Genomic DNA, 17,555 nt, shown 5'->3' on the forward strand with positions numbered 1-17,555 from the left:
CCCAAAATTCTTTTTATGACATTCAGGTTAAAACGCTTGAAGGCGAAACTTATTCGTTGAATGAACTGAAGGGGCATAAAGTAATGGTCGTAAATACAGCCAGTAAGTGTTCATTTACAGAGCAATATGAAATGTTAGAAGTATTATACAAAAAGTATAAAGATGAAGGATTGGTAATACTTGCTTTCCCATCTAATAGTTTTGGAGGAACTGAATTTGAGGATACAAAAGAGATTCGGTCATTTTGTACCAATAAATACGAAATTACTTTTCCGATTATGGAAATGGTTACCATAACCGATGAAGACAAGCATCCGGTTTATCAATGGTTGACTAGTAAAACATTGAATGGTAAAATGGATAGTTCAGTAGAATGGAACTTTCAAAAATATCTGATTAACGAAAAAGGAGAGCTTGAGAAAGTAATATCATCAGGTACAAAACCGTATGATAAGGAAGTGTTGTCTTGGATTAAGGGTTAGAGTAGTATAGGTTTGATCCACAGATGATAATGCCGGTTATTTAGCCGGCATTTTTTATGGCAAGTATTCAAAATCGATTTTCTTCATTGAATTAAAGAGATTAATGCGTGCTTTAGGATTAATGCTTGTCATTTGTTCAACGATCTCTCTTGCTTTTTGTCGGATGGTATGATCTTCATATGGGCATTCCTGTTTCAGACTTTCAAAATTCATCAATTGTGCATATTGCTTCATTTCTGCATTGGTTAAAAGTATTAGTGGTCGTATTACCTCAAGTTTAGAATCAAACATATCAAGCCTGGCAGGTATAGAAGAAATATTTGCGTGTTGAGTCATATTCATCACTAATGTTTCGACAGCATCATCCAAATGATGACCAAAAGCTAATTTTTTAATACCCAATGAATGCGTGAGTTGAAACAATTCTTTTCGACGATTACGTGAACATGCAAAACATGGCTTTTTTTTACCTGCTGTTTCAAGGTTGGCACGCGTTGTAACCAGGTGTAATGTGACATTCAACTTATCACAAAATTGTTGGAGCCACTCCACATCTATTTGATAGGGTACGTCTTCTGTAATAATATGAGCCGCATGAAGATGATAATGAATAGGCATTCCTTTCCTTCGGTTCGATAAAATCTCCAATAGCGCCAGGCTGTCTTTACCACCTGAAACAGCTACCATTACAGTATCATCAGCTCCAATCATTTGATATTGATTAATCGCTTTCCCTGCTGTCTGCCGCACTTTCTGAATAAAAGCCTGCTGTTTTTTGTTGAGTTTTTGATGCATGATGCAAAAGTAATTAACTTGTAAATATAAATAAGGACATAATTATTAATGAAAAACAGTAAAAAGGTACTCGTCGACAAAACCTACTTCCTCCAAAAGTTTTCAGGAAAGGGAGGTTGGACATATGCTGAGATTCCGGAGATTGAACCGGATAAACATGCCTGGTTTAATTGGATAAAAGTTCATGGGAGCATCGATAATTTTGAGTTGAAACATGCGCGGTTAATGCCTCTTGGCAATGGACATATGATGTTGCCTGTAAAGGCAGCTATACGCAAAGCAATTGGCAAAGGGGAAGGAGACAGTGTGCATATACGACTATTCCCTGATAATTTACCTGTTGAAATTCCACAGGAGGTAATTGATTGTTTTGACCTGGAGGATAGTCGTCTTTTTGAAGCATTCAACAAAGAAACGGCTAATCAGCAACAGGAAATCATTACCTGGATATACGAAGCAAAGAAAGACGAAACGAAAGCCAAACGCATTATTAAAATGATGGATTATTTAAAGAATAAACACTTAAAATAAAAGCCATGAGATTAGAATTGATAAAGGGTGATATTACTAAATATGATGTTGATGTCATTGTTAATGCTGCCAATAGCGGCTTACTTGGTGGAGGAGGCGTAGATGGAGCTATTCATCGAGTCGGAGGATCAGCAATCATGGATGAATGCAAAATAATTAGAGAGAAACAAGGGGGTTGCCCGACAGGTGAAGCAGTTATTACAACAGCTGGATTATTACCAGCAAAAAAAGTTATTCATACAGTTGGTCCGATTTGGAAGGGAGGTAATACTGGTGAAAAAGAAAAACTTCATGACTGTTATGTCAATTCTTTAAAATTGGCTGAAGAAAATGAACTTGAAACGATTGCCTTTCCAAATATCAGTACGGGGATTTATGGCTACCCTAAAGATAAAGCTGCAGAAGTTGCAGTTCAGGCTGTAAAGAGTTTTAAAGGCCGGATTATTTCAAAAGTGTTTTTTGTCTGTTTTGACGATGAAAACTTTCAACTGTATAAGCACTTGATATAGCACTTTCATTAATTGGATATTTTTTCTTTTTCTACATTTTAACCTTTTCAATTTTAGTGCATCCTTAAAGAAAAGAACCTGAATATTGAATCAATCGATTAACCTGACAAAACAACTTGTTGAACGATGTAAGAAAGGTGATGAACGTGCCCGATTTGCATTATATCAGCAATATGTCCGGCCAATGTATAACGTGGCCTATCGTATTGTTGGTAATCAGTTCGATGCTGAAGATGTTGTACAGGATAGCTTTGTAAAAGCTTTTAAAAAGATTGAAACATTAAAGGAGGTAAGAGCATTTTCATCGTGGCTTAAACAAATTGTAGTTAATGAGGGAATCAGTTTGATTCGCAAACAAAAGAAGATGCAATTGTGGGCCGGATCAATTGATGAAATACAAGATGTTGAAGATGAAGAGATCTCTGATGAAGTACCTGTTGAGGTGATTATGAATACGGTCATGGAATTACCACAGGGAGCCAGAGTTGTTTTCACCTTGAGAGCTATAGAAAGTTATCGGTTCAACGAAATTGCCCGAATAACCGGGCAGACCGAGAATAACTGTAAAGTGCAATATCATCGAGCCAGGAAATTATTAAATAGTAAACTTAAATCGATTCTTTATGCCTGATAGTTGGGAAGATTATTTAAAAAAGAACAGAGCAGAGTTGGATGTTTTCCAACTCGAAGAGGATCGGATGTGGCAAAATATCGATAACAGATTAAAGCGACCAGCCAATTCATGGAGAAAGTATCTTTTAAGAGTTTCGGCTGCTGCCGGGATACTCTTGTTTATTGGTATAATCACTCGCCATGAATTAATGATGCGCGAACAGATGAATAATCTCTCAGCCATCAATGAAGAGCTGGCTGAAAAAGAACGTCATTATATTGATCAGGTGAACCTGAAATGGGATGAACTAAGATCATTACCGTCAACAGATGCTAAACTGGATCTACTGTTACTCGATGAATTGGAGTTATTGGATACCATTTATAATAAAGGATTAAATGATATAAAACAGCATGGTTATAACGAGCGCGCCGTACTGATTATGCTGGATACTTACGAGAAACGTCTGCGGATAATTGAACGCTTAATCAATGAAAAACGTAAACAGCAAAAAGATGAAAATAAATCAAAGCATATCAGGATATAAACAAATATTACTAAGCTTCATCATTCTGTTAGGATCAATAAATGGACTTGCCCAGAATGAAACATCTACAACACTAAAAAAGAAGATTAATATTAAATCTTCGGCTGATATTCAACTGAATTTATATGACATAACGGTGAATGTAAGACCTTCTGTCAATAATGAAGTCAGAATTGAACTGGAATATATGGCAGATGGAAAAGAAGAAGATTTAGATAAGTTAAAAGAGCTAATGGAATCATCCATTCTTAAAGGTAATTCAGGTGGGAGTGAGGCTGTTATTGATCTGGCCTTTCAGAATAATTTCAATCTGGAAATAATGGGAATGAAATGGAGTAAAGTCTCATTAAAATCAGACAAAAAGCAAAGCATTAAGTTGAAAGAATTTAAAATAAAACGGTGTGATATTTGGTTGCCCGAAAAATCTAATATTGATGTGGATGCTAAATATTCCAAACTGGAAGTAAAAGGTAATATCGAAGGTAACTTAAGGCTAAACTTATATGATACAAAATCAGAATTTAATGAAGTATCAGGAAATGTGACAGGCGATCTGAAATATTCTCAATTAGCAATGGCATCAACAAATAATGTTAAGCTTAAATTATATGAAAGTACGTTATCAACCAAAGAAACAAAGTCATTATCCTTAGAAGCCAAATACTCGAAAATTGCAACTGGTGAAACAGCATCTATCGACTTAAATATTTACGAAGGCAGTTTTAATGGTAACGATGCACAAAATGTGAATATCATCAGTAAATATGCCAACTTGAACATGAGAGTTGCTAAACAGCTTTATTTAGAGGGGTATGAAGGTTCCTTTATGTTTGATGATGTTGAAGATTTAAGAGTTTCCGCTAAGTACATTGAATTTGTTGCTTCCAGAATTAACTCATTAGAACTGCTTGAGGCATATGAAAATGAGATTAAAATTCAGGAGGTAAACAAACTAAAATCAAAAGATGGTAAGTACAACGAGTTTACCATTGGTAGCTTAGGCAAATCCTTGGTACATTCGGGATATGAAGATGAGATTGAAATTGAAAGTGTATCGTCTGAATTTCAGAAAATAGAGATTACTGGTAAGTATACTGAGATTGATATGACTTTGGCTAACCCTAAAGCCTTCATTTTATCGGGAAAACTTCAATATCCTGACTTGAATATTTCGGAAGGTAAGTATGTTATAAGGAAGAAAATTAAAGATGATAATAATTTGGAATTCAACTATGAGTATGGCAATGTCAATGATTCATCTCCGCAAATAGTGGTTAATGGATACGAAATGGCAGTTAGTATCAATCAATAGTTGAAAAATTGAGCTGGCATGCAACTTTTTTGTCAATTCAGCGTCTGAAAGAAAGAACGGTTAACTAATATTAAAATGAAAATACGTTTTTTCTTTCTTGTGTTAATATCATTAACACTGATCTACTCATGTGAGAGTGACGAAAAGAGCAAAGAAGAGTACGAGTTATGGCTCGATGAAACCTATAAAGAATTAGTAGCAATATCGGAAAGTGTAGAATGCAACAACGCCGATGAATGGGAATTTGCAGCTATTGGCAGAAGTTATTGTGGAGGGCCTGCATATTACTTACCTTATCATCAAAGTGTTAATACAATTCTATTTCAGAAGAAAATTGAAGGATTTAACAATGTGTCTGATAACTATATGGAGAAATGGCATAGTGAAGTTGCTTGCACTATGATTTATTGGCCACCGCCAACAGGTGTTAAGTGCGAAGACGGGAAAGCTGTATTGGAATATACCGAAGGCTGTGACGACGTGGTAAGAATTTGGCCTGAAGGTTACGAAACTGCAAATGCTGAAGGATTAAATATTAAGAACATATCCATTGAAGGAAATTGCCTGAATGTTGAGTATATTTCCAGTGGATGCGATGGAAGTACCTGGCAATTGCAATTAATCGACTCTGGAGCTGTGGCAGAATCATACCCAGTTCAACGTTATTTAAGATTCAATTTTGTGAATACAGAAGAATGTGATGCTGTGATTGAAAAACAAAAAAGTTTCTATATAAAAACGTTAAGAGATAGTGAAGAAGCAGTTATCTTACACTTAGATGGTTGGGATGAATCAGTACTGTATGAATAGTAAATAGAATTATTAATAATAATGCGTGCATCGGTCAATATAATCATGCTTTTTATCAAATAGATTTAATTATTTTTGGACATATTTTGTAACTATGGCGGTAAATTTATCCCGGGTAATAACTGCAATATTTACTTATGAACTTACTAATTAGAAAAATCTATTTTAAGATTCCCTTTGAATATCGCTTATCAGCTATTTATTTAATAATTGGCGCTTTATGGATTCTTTTTTCAGACAAGTTAGCATTAGTAATAGCCGACGATCAGGAAACTTTAACCCAGATTCAACATTATAAAGGTTGGTTTTATGTATTGGCTACCGCTGTTTGTCTGCTAATCTTTAGTAAAATACACATCCGTCGCTTGCGAAAGGCCGAAAGTGTTGCAAAAGAAAACGAAAAACTAAAAACGGCTTTTATTGAGAATATATCCCATGAGTTGCGCACTCCAATGAATGCCATTGTTGGATTCACTGAAATTGCGCAAACAGAAGGAACAAAGCCGGAAGAAATGGAGCAATATTTAAGTATTATTCTTCAAAGCTCCAGGCAGTTATTATCTATTGTTAATGATGTGATGGATACCTCCTTACTAGAATCAGGTAATAGTTACATTCATAACGAAGAGTTTGGTTTGAATCAATTAATAAGTGGTGTACATAACTATTTTTCACCCATGATGAAAGAGGAAGTTCAGCTAAAAGCCAGAACAGAGATACCAGATTTGGCGATTTATACCGACAAGGAGAAATTGACACGCGTTTTCCATAACCTCGTTAATAACGCCATTAAATTTACCCATAAAGGGCAGATAGAGCTTGGGTACAGAATTGAAAAGGAAGATATCCTGTTTTTTGTGAAAGACACAGGTGTTGGGATACGACCAGAACTACACAATTCAATTTTTGACCGTTTTAAACAAGCCCAAATTGAATTGGCCAATCGAACAGGAGGAACAGGTTTAGGCTTGTCAATATGTAAGGAAATGTTATCACTTTTAGGAGGTAGAATATGGCTGGAATCAGAATCAGGAAAGGGAGCTAACTTTTATTTTTCAATGCTTATAGATAAAGTGCGGGCCTGAAAAATTATTTCACTCTTTTGTTAACTTCCAGATTATCACCTTTAACCTGATACCCAATAACCTTTCCGTCTGCATTATAGTATTTCTCCATCTTAACCGATTCTTTGGATAAGAAATTCATCACTTTGACACCTCCTTCAACAATGGCTAAAGAAAGACCAGGTGATTTCTCTTCCTCTTCAATTTGCATGTAAATACTGGCCAATTCCTGTCGTAAAAGATTATTATTCATGTACTGAGGCATCATTACATTTAAGCCATGTTCATAGGCGTTAATCGGTCGGTTATTGTCAATATTAATATCCTCGATGGATGCAAGGAATTGAGTTTTTGCTTTGTTCGTATTAGGCTCTTTTCGTACCGGCGTTTGTTTTTTTGTTCCCATTGGATTATTCGACAACTCAAGCAAACTATCCTTTGATGGCTGTGTTTCGCCGGGAAGTACTTTTTCCAGTATTTTACTTTCGGCTGTATAAACTTCTGGAGTACTAAGCTCCGTTTTTTGTTCATTATTATCAGCAACGTTATTGTTTTGCAACGCAGATTGATCAGTAAATAACCAAATGGATGCAAACAAGGCCATAGCTGCAATGGCTGCTACACTCCGGTTCAGAACACTTTGCTTGAAATATGGAATCAGACGCGATCGGCGTAAACCTGATTTTTTGCTAAAGGTAACAGAGCGATCAGGCTGAAGCACTGTGTTGTTGTAGCGATCAATTGATGCCAGCTGTTTGTCTTCATCCGGCTCTATTAGAATTAGTTCTGCTTTTTCATTAGCGGATAATCCTTCTTCACAATGTTTTATAAGTAAGAAATCTTTTACAGGAAGGTCGTATTCATCTGCATCATGCTTTAGCAGCTGATCCTTAAGCTCAAACACATCATTGTCCGCACTTAAGTTGATATTAATGTCAAGCTTAAGATCACTTTTTAATTCAGGATGCTTATCCAGGAAGGCAAGCAGTTCCTGTCTATCATCGTTGGAAATGGTTCCTTCAATGTAGTCAAGCATAAATGCTTCGTAGTTATCCCTGTTAATCATCATTAAACTAAAACTTCGATTTTACCAATGTATTCTTTCAAATATTTACGGGCTCTGAAAATGTAAACTTTCACTTGTGATTCAGAAAGTCCTGTTATATCACTAATCTCCTTATATGAATAACCCTCATAATCACGCATCATAACCACCATCCGCTGATTCTCAGGAAGACGCTCAACAGCATTATGCAATACCTCATTTAAATCATTATATCCTTCAGAATGCGCATGGTTCTTAAAATCCACTTCGTCCCATTGGGCTTGTTTCTTTTCACGTCTGGTCAGGTCGATTAAAGTATGATAAGCTGCCGAAAAAAGGTAGCTCTTGACTTTTGAAAAATTTATATCCACGTGCTTTTTCCACAATTTCTCATATGTATCCTGTATGATGTCTTTCGCTTTGTCCTCATCCTTAATGTTTTTAAGAACAAAGCGATAAACCCCATCAGAGTATTGATTTACGGCCTGGTTAAATTCTTCTACTGTCATAAAATTGCCTCAAAGACATTGGTAGGACGCGCACTTATCCGAATATGTTACACAAGAATTATAAAAAAATTAAGGTTGTTAGTTTTTAACATTATATTTTATGGTTGTGATCTCTATTAGCAGCATTTATATAAAGATCGCATCCTTTTACTTTATTTCCTTTGTTTGATCCTGAATTGTCGATAACCATAAAACGGAATATCACTGACCATAAAAGTATCAATGCGGGAGAGGGCAGGGCCCTGACGGCATTCGGTCATAAAATGATGAATGTTCTCACATTCGCCTTCGGCGTCAATTTCTACCTTACCATCAGGTAGGTTTTGAACATAGCCGGTAACATTGTGTGTTCTGGCACCATTTGCAACAAAATATCTAAATCCTACACCTTGTACTCTTCCATCAACGATTATTCTCACCCGCTTCATATCTATCATTTTGTGTCATCATTTTCAATTATTAAAAATAGGAAAGTATCGTTGAGAAGGAAAGTGTATCTTTGCAAAATAATCATGATCAGCTTCAGAAAACGTCCACATTCAATCCTTTTAATTAATATTTAGGACTAATTATTACATAATGGAACTATTACAAACCAGCTATTTTGCCCTATTTGTTATTATTTGCCTGGGCTTTATCATTGGCAATATTAAAATTAAAGGTGTATCGCTTGATATATCTGCCATTATTTTTGTGGCCTTAGTCTTTGGTCATTTTGGAGTGGTGATGCCCCGGATACTTGAACAGATCGGATTGATATTGTTTATCTATACAATTGGAGTTCAGGCTGGTCCCGGATTTTTTGATTCTTTCCAAAAAAACGGACGGAATCTGGCATTGTTGGCAACAGTCGTAATTATATCGGGTTCGGTTATGGCTTTTGTGCTGTATAAAGCATTTGATGTTGATATGCCTATTATCACTGGATTATTAACCGGTGCTTTAACTTCGACTCCTGGTTTGGCGGCCGCTATTGAAACAACGAATTCGCCACTTGTATCCATCGGTTATGGAGTGGCTTATCCATTCGGCGTAATTGGTGTGATATTATTTGCCAAGTTCTATCCCAAAATTATAAGGGCTGATGTTAAAAAAGCCGAACGTGATTATGAGAAAAATGCCGAATCGGGTTTCCCTGAAATCATGCATAAAAATTTGGTGGTTGAAAATGAAAATATCATAGGTAAAACCATCGGGCACTTAAGAGTTCGTTCAATGACACAGGCTGTTATATCGCGTGTAATGCATGATGGTTATGCCACAACACCAAATAATAAAACCATTTTAAGCAAAGGAGATCTGGTTAGAGCTGTTGGAACAAAAGATGCCCTTGAAAAAATTACATTGCTGATAGGTTCGGATACAGAAGAAAAGATTCCATTAAATGAAGGCTATGAAGTGCAATCGATTTTGGTAACCAACACCGAAGCTGTGAATAAAGCACTGAGCGTTTTTAATTTATGGACCAACTATCAGGCAACTGTTACCAGAATTCGTCGAAGTGGAATCGACATTACTCCAACACCATCTATCAAATTACAAATGGGAGATAAAGTAATGGTGGCTTGTAGTCGTGAAAATATGAAACAAGTGATCCGCATTTTTGGAAATAACGATAAAAAGCTATCAGATACTGACTTTTTCCCTGTTGCAGCAGGTATAGTGCTTGGGGTGTTGTTCGGGAAAATGTCATTGTCGTTTGGTGGTTCGTTTTCTTTTAGCCTGGGATTGACTGGAGGTGTTCTGGCTGTGTCAATGATTCTGGCTCGCATTGGTCGCACTGGTCCTGTTATCTGGAGTATGTCAGGTGCTGCCAACCAATTGCTTCGACAACTGGCATTGATGTTATTTTTAGCATCCGTAGGAACAAAAGCAGGCGCCACTTTGGTAGATACTTATATGAATTATGGAGCTCAGCTTTTCGTGATAGGAGGAATTTTAACACTGTTTCCGATGATAATGGCTGTTGTGGCAGCCTATTTTATGAAATCATTGAATATTCTTACTTTGTTGGGTACCATTACCGGATCGATGACCAGTACGCCAGGTTTGGCAGCCGTAGATAGCATGACAGATAGTAATGCTGCTGCCATCGCTTATGCAACTGTTTATCCGGTAGCAATGGTATTATTAGTAATTTGTGTGCAGTTATTGGGAATTGTTTGATCCTGGATTAATCAAAACAGAAGTAATTTTGTTGTACATTAGGTAATCAAATTATTAACCCATTAATTTTGAAAGAATGATCAAGCCTAAGTTATTTTCTATATTGCTCGGACTTAGTCTGAGTATATGCCTGACTGCGCAAAACCCAACCAGCTCAAGAGGAACAGTTCAGCAAACCTATAAAGTAGAGGAGCCTGTTAAACGACAAACATCTTCTGTCGGCCGTCGAATTGAATTAACGCCCATTTATGGCATTTCTTTGAATGGACATGTTAATCTTTACCGAGCGAAATTTAAGATGGATAACGCCGCTAATTTTGGTGGTATTTTATCGGTTGAGGTAATGCCCGGTACTTTGGGTGAATTCTCATATACCCGTTCAAAAACAACCGCACGATACCAGGATTTTGCTGCAGGTGATGTGACATACTACGACATGGCCATTGACTATTTTCAACTGGGAGGAGTTAAAGAATTAAGTAAAGGACCAGTTGTACCCTTTGGAATGGCATCATTGGGTGTTACATGGTTCAATATGACCACACACGGAGTGTCAGATCATGTCTCATTTTCGGCAGCTTTAGGCGGAGGTTTAAAGTTCTTCTTCAATGATCGGATTGGTATTCGTATGCAAGGGCGCTTATTATTACCGATGTACTTTTCAGGCGGTGGACTTTTCTTAGGCATTGGTTCTGGCGGGCCAAGTAGCGGCGTTGGCATTAGCACAGGCGTATTAACGGTTCAAGGAGATTTCTCTGGCGGATTAATATTCAGATTCTGATCCAATATTCCGACAGACAATTTTTAAATCACAGCATTAACAGGTAACTGTGCGCTGTGATTTTTTATTTACCTAATTGGGGTTTATAGCGGTTTCTATCAGGCTTTTGACTAATAGCATTGAGAAACAGGAAATATAAAAATAGTTCCGGCAAAAGTTAGCTGGAATCTGGTGACTGTCACTTGACTTTTAACAAGAGTAACATGGAATCTTGTAACAGCCACATTTGTTTTGGCGATTGTCACCTTTGATTTTGCCACTGTCACATGAGATTAAGCGATCACCACCTTCGATTTTATTGTTGACATTTGATATTATTTAACCAACAGAATCGATTTTATGACTTGATACATCGATTTTGTAATCTCCACATAGCATAAATTAACCGGCAGATGTAATTATTTGACTTTTACTATCCATTAAGTAACCGCCACTAATAATTTGGAGTCTGATAGATACGATTTATAGACCGCCACACCTCATTCTATGACAATCATTATCAATTAAGAGATTGGCATATTAGATTGAGAGATTATCTGGTTTACTCAGATGACTAATATTAATAATTGACTGGTAATGACCTGTTATTAAGCAATAAAAATGAGCATTACAGATGCCTGCAATGCTCGTTTTATCCTTTTGATACCTAATCCGGTAATGTTACCTTTTGTGCAAGCCGCACTCTTTTGTATCCGGATTTTCCCACCACCAGCGACCGGCTCTAACATCTTCACCTTCCATAATAGCACGTGTACATGGCTGGCAGCCAATACTTGGATAACCCTTATCGTGTAAAGTATTATACGGGATACCTTTTTCTTTGATGTAATCCCAAACCTGTTCTTCGCTCCAGTCTGCAAGAGGATTAATCTTTATAAGGTTATTATTGGCGTCCCATTCCACTTTATCAATGTCAGTTCGTGTCACTGATTGTGCTGCACGAAGACCACAAATCCATACATCCAGGCCTTTAAAAGCTCTTTGTAATGGCTCAATCTTGCGGTTGAAACAGCATTCTTTACGATTCTCAACGCTTTCAAAAAACAGGTTGATACCTTTCGCATTTACCATTTTCTGAACTTTCTTCTTCTTAGGGAAGTATATTTCCAGATTCTTTTTGTACTTGCGTGATGTGCGGTCAATCAGATCATAAGTCTCAGGAAAAAGTCGACCTGTATCGAGTGTGAAAATCTTCGTGTCAGGATTGATGTTTACAACCATTTCAGTTAACACTTGATCTTCAGCTCCAAGACTTGATGCCAGTCCTATTTTATCACCATATTGTTCGATAAAATAGCTTAATATTTCTTGAGCTGATGAGTTGATAAATTTCTCGTTCAGCTTTTTGATTTCTTCTGCTTGCATATTAATTTTTTTTGCAAAGATAGTAATTAGCCACTAATGCAATATTCTAAATTAGAGGTGGGAATAATAATTAAAAGGAGGGATTGAATGAAAAAGGAAAGGGCAACCATCTGATTAATGATTGCCCTCATATATTCAATAGATAGTATTTTATCCAAAGCAAACACCCATGCTACGTCCTTGATCGATTAAATAATGATCAGGATTAACCAGTCTTAATTTACCACCAACTTCGCTTAGTGGAACAGATGTAATCACATCATTTTTTAAGGATACCATTGTTCCGTACTCGCCACGATAAATAAGTTCGGCTGCATGTGCGCCATAGCGTGTCGCCAGGATTCGATCCTGAGGACTCGGGCTTCCACCACGCTGAATGTAACCAAGAATGGTTTCACGGGTTTCCATACCAGTCATTTTTTGTATTTTTTTACCAATATAGCTGGCAGCTGATTTTTTCTTTGGTTTTTCAATGCCTTCTGCGACAACAACAATGGAATAGGGTTTACCAACTTTATTACGTTCCAATAGACAGTTGCATACATTATCAAGGTCATATTCAATTTCTGGCAACAAGATTACATCACCACCTCCAGCAATACCGGAGAGTAAAGTAATCCATCCCGCGTGGTGTCCCATCATCTCAATTACCATTACACGCTTATGGGAGTTAGCTGTTGTATGAAGACGGTCGATAGCTTCGGTAGCAATATCAACTGCGGAATCAAAACCAAAGGTTACGTCTGTTCCATAAACGTCATTATCGATGGTTTTAGGAATTCCAATCACATTCAGACCTTCTTGTGATAGCAAATTAGCTGTTTTTTGCGTGCCATTTCCACCAATACACACCAAGGCGTCCAATCCAAGCTTATCGTAATTCTCTTTTATTTTCTGAGGTTTATTTTCGGTTTCTCCTTCCTCAGCTTTAAAAGGCTTAAAACGGGAAGTGCCGAGAATAGTTCCTCCAACAGTAATGATGCCGGACAGTGCTTTTTCTTCCATGGCCGTTGCTTCCATATTCATCAGACCACTAAAGCCATTGGCAATACCAACTACTTCCATTCCATATTTGACAATAGCTGTTTTTCCTACCCCTCTAATGGCAGCATTGATGCCAGGGCAATCACCACCGGCTGATAAAATCCCAATTCGTTTTTTCCCTGTACCCATCTTTAAATCTTTTTATTTTCAGACATTGATTTATGCAAAATCCTTAGTTTATCGATATAATAAGCTCTTAAATTACTGTTTTTATACAAAATAACCTCATTGCTAAAATGAATGTTTTCCCTATTCATGAAAAACCAAAAGTGGTATGTCGGTATGAAACAATATCTTGCGAGTAATACTGGGGTGCAATATTTTTGATATCATGTTACGTTTATGTCGTGTCATAGCGATCAGGTCAATGTTGTTTGTTTGAATAAATGAGTCCAGATCTGAAATGAAATCTTCGCCTGTAATAAAACTAAAATTGACTGAATAGTTTCGGTAAGTTTGATGGCAATACAATCGCATTTCTTCAAGCCTTTTTTTATCCCATTTATCAGGTTGTGAACCCTTAAAATGAACCGCGAAGATCTGTGTCTGAAAAGGTGTGATTAATCGAATTAGTTTATGAATGGATCGGTAATCACAATCGCTAAAGTCAGTTACGAATAAGATATTACTGATTCTTTCAGTGTCAACCATACTAACAGCAGGAACGGCTAAAACCGGTACTTTGGCATTTTTTACGACATCGCTGGTAACACTGCCTAACAACTCTTTAATAGTTTCACCTTTACTACGGGTTCCCATAACGATGGCATCGGGTTCTTCTTTTATACTGATCTTAACCAGAATGTCTTCCGGATACCCTGTTTCGTAACGTGTAAGCAGGTTGATGTTCTTTTTCTGATGTGCATTAAACTGAGATTCCAATTTATTTTTTAAATCCATTAGAGCCTTTGAATTGCTCATGTGGTTGATGTTCGAATCATCAATTGGAGGTTGGCAGTTGACGAGTGTAATTACAGTCGGGATTTTTTGCCCCAGTTTAAGCGCATAATACACAGCATTAATAGAGTATTCAGAGAAATTAACAGGAACAAATAAGCGTACCATTGCATTTTCTTTTTTGGTGTGCTAATCCAAGTTACAAAAAAAGGAGTGGTAATAAAATAAAAAAAGCCAGCTTGAGGCTGGCTTTAGTGTCAATATATGAGTTAATTATATTATCAGCATGGCATCGCCATAGGTGCCAAAGCGATATTTTTCCTTCACCGCAATATCATACGCCTCCATGATGAAGTCATATCCTCCAAAGGCGGCAGTCATCATCATTAAGGTTGATAATGGTAAATGAAGGTTCGAGATCATGGAATTCGCCACCTGGAATTCATAAGGAGGGAAAATGAATTTATTGGTCCATCCTTCAAATGGTTTCACATGACCATATGTAGATACTGAGCTTTCAAGTGTTCTCATTACAGTTGTACCAACTGCACAAACACGTTTCTTACGATCTTTTCCTAAATTGATGATTTTAGTTGCATCTTCCGTGATAAAGATCTGTTCTGAGTCCATCTTGTGTTTGGTTAAATCTTCCACATCAACCTGACGGAAATTACCTAAACCAACATGCAACGTAATCTCAGAGAAATCAACACCTTTTATCTCCAAACGCTTCATCAATTCGCGACTAAAATGCATACCAGCAGTTGGAGCAGCCACTGCACCTTCGTGCTTGGCATATATCGTTTGATAACGCTCACGATCTTCAGGAACTACTTCACGATTGATGATCTTAGGAAGTGGTGTTTCGCCCATTCCATACAAAGTATCTTTGAACTCTTCGTAAGAGCCATCATATAAGAAACGAAGGGTACGACCGCGAGAAGTAGTGTTATCAATTACTTCGGCAACTAAGTTGTCATCATCACCAAAGTATAGTTTGTTACCTATACGGATTTTACGAGCCGGATCAACTAAAACGTCCCAAAGACGTTGTTCTCTATTCAACTCCCGAAGAAGGAATACTTCGATTTCAGCACCCGTTTTTTCTTTGTTACCATATAGTCTTGCCGGAAATACTTTGGTGTTGTTAAACACCATTACATCCTGATCATCGAAATAATTGATGACATCTTTAAAGATTTTGTGCTCAATTTCTTTGGTTTGTCTGTTAAGCACCATTAAGCGCGATTCGTCGCGATTCTCTGCAGGATGCAATGCAATAAGCTCTTCCGGTAGTTTATACTTAAACTTTGATAACTTCATATATATTCGTTTTTCTAATTTCTATTATCAAGTAAATACAAAGAAAATCACCTTACTGCAAGTAAGATGAAGAACCTTCTGTACAATCCTGTTAACAAAGGATTAGTCGTTTATTTTCTTCCAAACAGGGTACCTTATACGTGGTATTTTCTATTTTGTTGCAAAAGTAGCAAGATTTTTTTCAAAATCTACAATTGATAATGATTCAGATAGTTGATGAGTACCAATTCTTGTTCGTATTAGTCCGGTTAGATGACCACCTGATTCCAGTTCATAACCCAAATCACGGGCTAAAGATCGAATATAAGTGCCTTTGCTGCATGAAATGTCTAATTTCAAGTCCTGGCCTTCCCAATGAAGTAGTTTCAGGTCACTAATGGTTATTTCTCTGGCCTTAAGTTCAACCTCTTTCCCTTGCCTGGCAAGCTCATAGAGCTTACGTCCGTTAACCTTTAATGCAGAAAACATGGGTGGAATCTGCTCTATTTTACCTCTAAAGGACTCTAATGCTTTTTCAATTGCCTCCTGGTTAATGTGTTCGTAAGGATAGGTTTTGTCCACTTCCGTTTCAAGGTCAAATGAAGGGGTTGTGGCACCAAGTCTTACATTAGCGATATATTGCTTATCCATTCCCAGGAATTGATCAATTTGCTTTGTTGCTTTACCTGTACAAACAATGACCAAGCCTGTGGCCAGAGGATCAAGCGTACCAGCATGTCCCACCTTAATTTTTTTAATGCCTAAATAGCGTTTTAGTGAGAGGCGTATTTTATTCACAATGTCAAAAGAAGTCCATTCCAAAGGTTTGTTAATCAATAAAACCTGTCCTTCACGAAAGCGTTCTTCACTGTATTCTATGGTCATTGTTGATTGGATATTTATAATTTATCTGCTAAAAAAATAATTGGTGAACAATTGCTATTAAACCTATGATGGCACAATAAATCGAAAAGTAGGTCAGTTTACTGTTTCTAACAAGTTTGATCATCCATGTACAGGCCAGCATTCCTGTAATGAATGCGGCAATAAAACCTATGATTATAGGCATAAAGGATACATCGCTAGTTGTGAATTCGCTTGAAAGAAGATCTTTAGCCATTTTTCCTAATATAAGCGGAACAACCATCAGAAAAGAAAAACGTGTAGCCCGGGTTCTGTCAATACCTAGCAAAACTGATGTAGAGATTGTAGCTCCTGACCGAGAAATACCTGGTAAAATTGCAATGGCTTGTGCTACACCAATTATAATAGCGTGGAAATAGGATACTCCTTTCTCGGTTGTTTTGGCTTTATCAGCTAAAAACAAAAGGGCTGATGTTACCAGTAACATCATACCAACAAGCAATATTTGATTGTTAAATAAGGCTTCAATCTGGTCATTGAAAGCAATTCCAACAAATGCTGCAGGAATCATTGATAAAATAATCTTTAAAGAGAAAATGGTTTGTTCATTCCATTTAAATTGGAATAATCCAGTCAGAATCTCCATGATCTCTTTTCTAAAAATAACGATTGTACTAAATGCAGTGGCACCATGCAGCATCACCGTCATAAACATACTTTCTTTGGCAACAGCATTGTCTCCAAAAATTGCTTTAACAATTTCCAGGTGACCACTGCTACTTACAGGCAAAAACTCAGTTAGTCCCTGGATAATTCCAAGAACCAATGCTTCAAATATTCCCATCTTGTTAATTGATTATTTTTCGGCTTTAGGTTTTTTCATGATAGCATAAATCTCAAAAAGGAAACCGAATAACAC

20 protein-coding genes are annotated in these 17,555 nt (G+C 36.9%); 10 read left to right on the forward strand and 10 right to left on the reverse strand.

The features are described from left to right. Window positions 1-482 (forward strand): glutathione peroxidase (locus AC4MRQ_RS19080; protein WP_491199307.1); only part of this gene is annotated, 482 nt, incomplete at its 5' end. A 54-nt stretch (window positions 483-536) separates the two neighbouring features. Here AC4MRQ_RS19080 and AC4MRQ_RS19085 read toward each other — a convergent pair. Beyond that, window positions 537-1,277 (reverse strand): tRNA lysidine(34) synthetase, encoded by a 741-nt coding sequence (locus AC4MRQ_RS19085; protein WP_491199308.1) that lies wholly within the window; start codon window positions 1,275-1,277, stop codon window positions 537-539. A gap of 48 nt (window positions 1,278-1,325) precedes the next feature. Between AC4MRQ_RS19085 and AC4MRQ_RS19090 the strand changes: the two genes are divergently transcribed. The 7 genes from AC4MRQ_RS19090 to AC4MRQ_RS19120 all read left to right on the forward strand — a co-directional run bounded on the left by AC4MRQ_RS19090 (window position 1,326) and on the right by AC4MRQ_RS19120 (window position 6,684). Next, the gene (locus AC4MRQ_RS19090) at window positions 1,326-1,808 is read left to right on the forward strand and encodes a YdeI/OmpD-associated family protein (RefSeq protein ID WP_491199309.1); all 483 of its coding nucleotides are present in this window, start codon (window positions 1,326-1,328) and stop codon (window positions 1,806-1,808) included. Window positions 1,809-1,813: 5 nt separating this feature from the next. Next, window positions 1,814-2,317, forward strand: coding sequence for an O-acetyl-ADP-ribose deacetylase (locus AC4MRQ_RS19095; RefSeq protein WP_491199310.1), 504 nt, complete (start codon window positions 1,814-1,816; stop codon window positions 2,315-2,317). Window positions 2,318-2,402: 85 nt separating this feature from the next. After that, window positions 2,403-2,948: an RNA polymerase sigma factor gene (locus AC4MRQ_RS19100; RefSeq protein ID WP_491199311.1), complete on the forward strand. Its 546-nt coding sequence runs from the start codon at window positions 2,403-2,405 to the stop codon at window positions 2,946-2,948. Then, the gene (locus AC4MRQ_RS19105; protein ID WP_491199312.1) at window positions 2,941-3,477 is read left to right on the forward strand and encodes a hypothetical protein; all 537 of its coding nucleotides are present in this window, start codon (window positions 2,941-2,943) and stop codon (window positions 3,475-3,477) included. The genes AC4MRQ_RS19100 and AC4MRQ_RS19105 overlap by 8 nt, the downstream gene beginning before the upstream one ends. Continuing rightward, entirely contained in the window at window positions 3,446-4,789 is a 1,344-nt protein-coding gene (locus tag AC4MRQ_RS19110) for a hypothetical protein (RefSeq protein ID WP_491199313.1), read from the forward strand. The genes AC4MRQ_RS19105 and AC4MRQ_RS19110 overlap by 32 nt, the downstream gene beginning before the upstream one ends. 75 nt (window positions 4,790-4,864) lie before the next feature. Continuing rightward, on the forward strand, window positions 4,865-5,599 hold the full coding sequence (locus AC4MRQ_RS19115; RefSeq protein ID WP_491199314.1) for a hypothetical protein: 735 nt from the start codon (window positions 4,865-4,867) through the stop codon (window positions 5,597-5,599). A 137-nt stretch (window positions 5,600-5,736) separates the two neighbouring features. Then, window positions 5,737-6,684, forward strand: coding sequence for a sensor histidine kinase (locus AC4MRQ_RS19120; protein WP_491199315.1), 948 nt, complete (start codon window positions 5,737-5,739; stop codon window positions 6,682-6,684). 4 nt (window positions 6,685-6,688) lie between these two features. On the opposite strand, the gene AC4MRQ_RS19125 is transcribed toward AC4MRQ_RS19120, so the two are convergent. The 3 genes from AC4MRQ_RS19125 to AC4MRQ_RS19135 all read right to left on the reverse strand — a co-directional run bounded on the left by AC4MRQ_RS19125 (window position 6,689) and on the right by AC4MRQ_RS19135 (window position 8,645). After that, window positions 6,689-7,732, reverse strand: a complete 1,044-nt coding sequence (locus AC4MRQ_RS19125) for a hypothetical protein (RefSeq protein ID WP_491199316.1) — start codon at window positions 7,730-7,732, stop codon at window positions 6,689-6,691. Continuing rightward, window positions 7,732-8,217, reverse strand: a complete 486-nt coding sequence (locus AC4MRQ_RS19130; protein WP_491199317.1) for an RNA polymerase sigma factor — start codon at window positions 8,215-8,217, stop codon at window positions 7,732-7,734. Before AC4MRQ_RS19130 ends, AC4MRQ_RS19125 begins: the two co-directional genes overlap by 1 nt. A gap of 152 nt (window positions 8,218-8,369) precedes the next feature. Continuing rightward, complete coding sequence (locus tag AC4MRQ_RS19135; protein ID WP_491199318.1) at window positions 8,370-8,645, reverse strand: acylphosphatase; 276 nt, start codon at window positions 8,643-8,645, stop codon at window positions 8,370-8,372. 151 nt (window positions 8,646-8,796) lie between these two features. On the opposite strand from AC4MRQ_RS19135, the gene AC4MRQ_RS19140 reads away from it, so the two are divergent. Beyond that, window positions 8,797-10,383 carry an aspartate:alanine exchanger family transporter gene (locus AC4MRQ_RS19140; protein ID WP_491199319.1) on the forward strand — a complete coding sequence of 529 codons (1,587 nt, stop codon included), beginning with the start codon at window positions 8,797-8,799 and terminating at the stop codon, window positions 10,381-10,383. A gap of 76 nt (window positions 10,384-10,459) precedes the next feature. Next, a complete protein-coding gene (locus tag AC4MRQ_RS19145; RefSeq protein ID WP_491199320.1) occupies window positions 10,460-11,164 on the forward strand; it encodes a hypothetical protein in 705 nt (234 codons plus the stop codon). A gap of 660 nt (window positions 11,165-11,824) precedes the next feature. On the opposite strand, the gene AC4MRQ_RS19150 is transcribed toward AC4MRQ_RS19145, so the two are convergent. The 6 genes from AC4MRQ_RS19150 to AC4MRQ_RS19175 all read right to left on the reverse strand — a co-directional run bounded on the left by AC4MRQ_RS19150 (window position 11,825) and on the right by AC4MRQ_RS19175 (window position 17,480). After that, window positions 11,825-12,529 carry a phosphoadenylyl-sulfate reductase gene (locus AC4MRQ_RS19150; protein WP_491199321.1) on the reverse strand — a complete coding sequence of 235 codons (705 nt, stop codon included), beginning with the start codon at window positions 12,527-12,529 and terminating at the stop codon, window positions 11,825-11,827. A 150-nt stretch (window positions 12,530-12,679) separates the two neighbouring features. Continuing rightward, window positions 12,680-13,702: an ATP-dependent 6-phosphofructokinase gene (locus AC4MRQ_RS19155; protein WP_491199322.1), complete on the reverse strand. Its 1,023-nt coding sequence runs from the start codon at window positions 13,700-13,702 to the stop codon at window positions 12,680-12,682. Window positions 13,703-13,822: 120 nt separating this feature from the next. Continuing rightward, window positions 13,823-14,638 carry a universal stress protein gene (locus AC4MRQ_RS19160; protein WP_491199323.1) on the reverse strand — a complete coding sequence of 272 codons (816 nt, stop codon included), beginning with the start codon at window positions 14,636-14,638 and terminating at the stop codon, window positions 13,823-13,825. A 105-nt stretch (window positions 14,639-14,743) separates the two neighbouring features. After that, window positions 14,744-15,793, reverse strand: a complete 1,050-nt coding sequence (gene queA / locus AC4MRQ_RS19165; RefSeq protein WP_491199324.1) for a tRNA preQ1(34) S-adenosylmethionine ribosyltransferase-isomerase QueA — start codon at window positions 15,791-15,793, stop codon at window positions 14,744-14,746. Between the two features lie 150 nt (window positions 15,794-15,943). Further along, entirely contained in the window at window positions 15,944-16,657 is a 714-nt protein-coding gene (gene truB / locus AC4MRQ_RS19170) for a tRNA pseudouridine(55) synthase TruB (protein ID WP_491199325.1), read from the reverse strand. Window positions 16,658-16,685: 28 nt separating this feature from the next. Further along, entirely contained in the window at window positions 16,686-17,480 is a 795-nt protein-coding gene (locus AC4MRQ_RS19175) for an undecaprenyl-diphosphate phosphatase (protein WP_491199326.1), read from the reverse strand. Window positions 17,481-17,555: the final 75 nt, after the last annotated feature.

The sequence above is a fragment of the Carboxylicivirga sp. genome, from assembly GCF_982718395.1.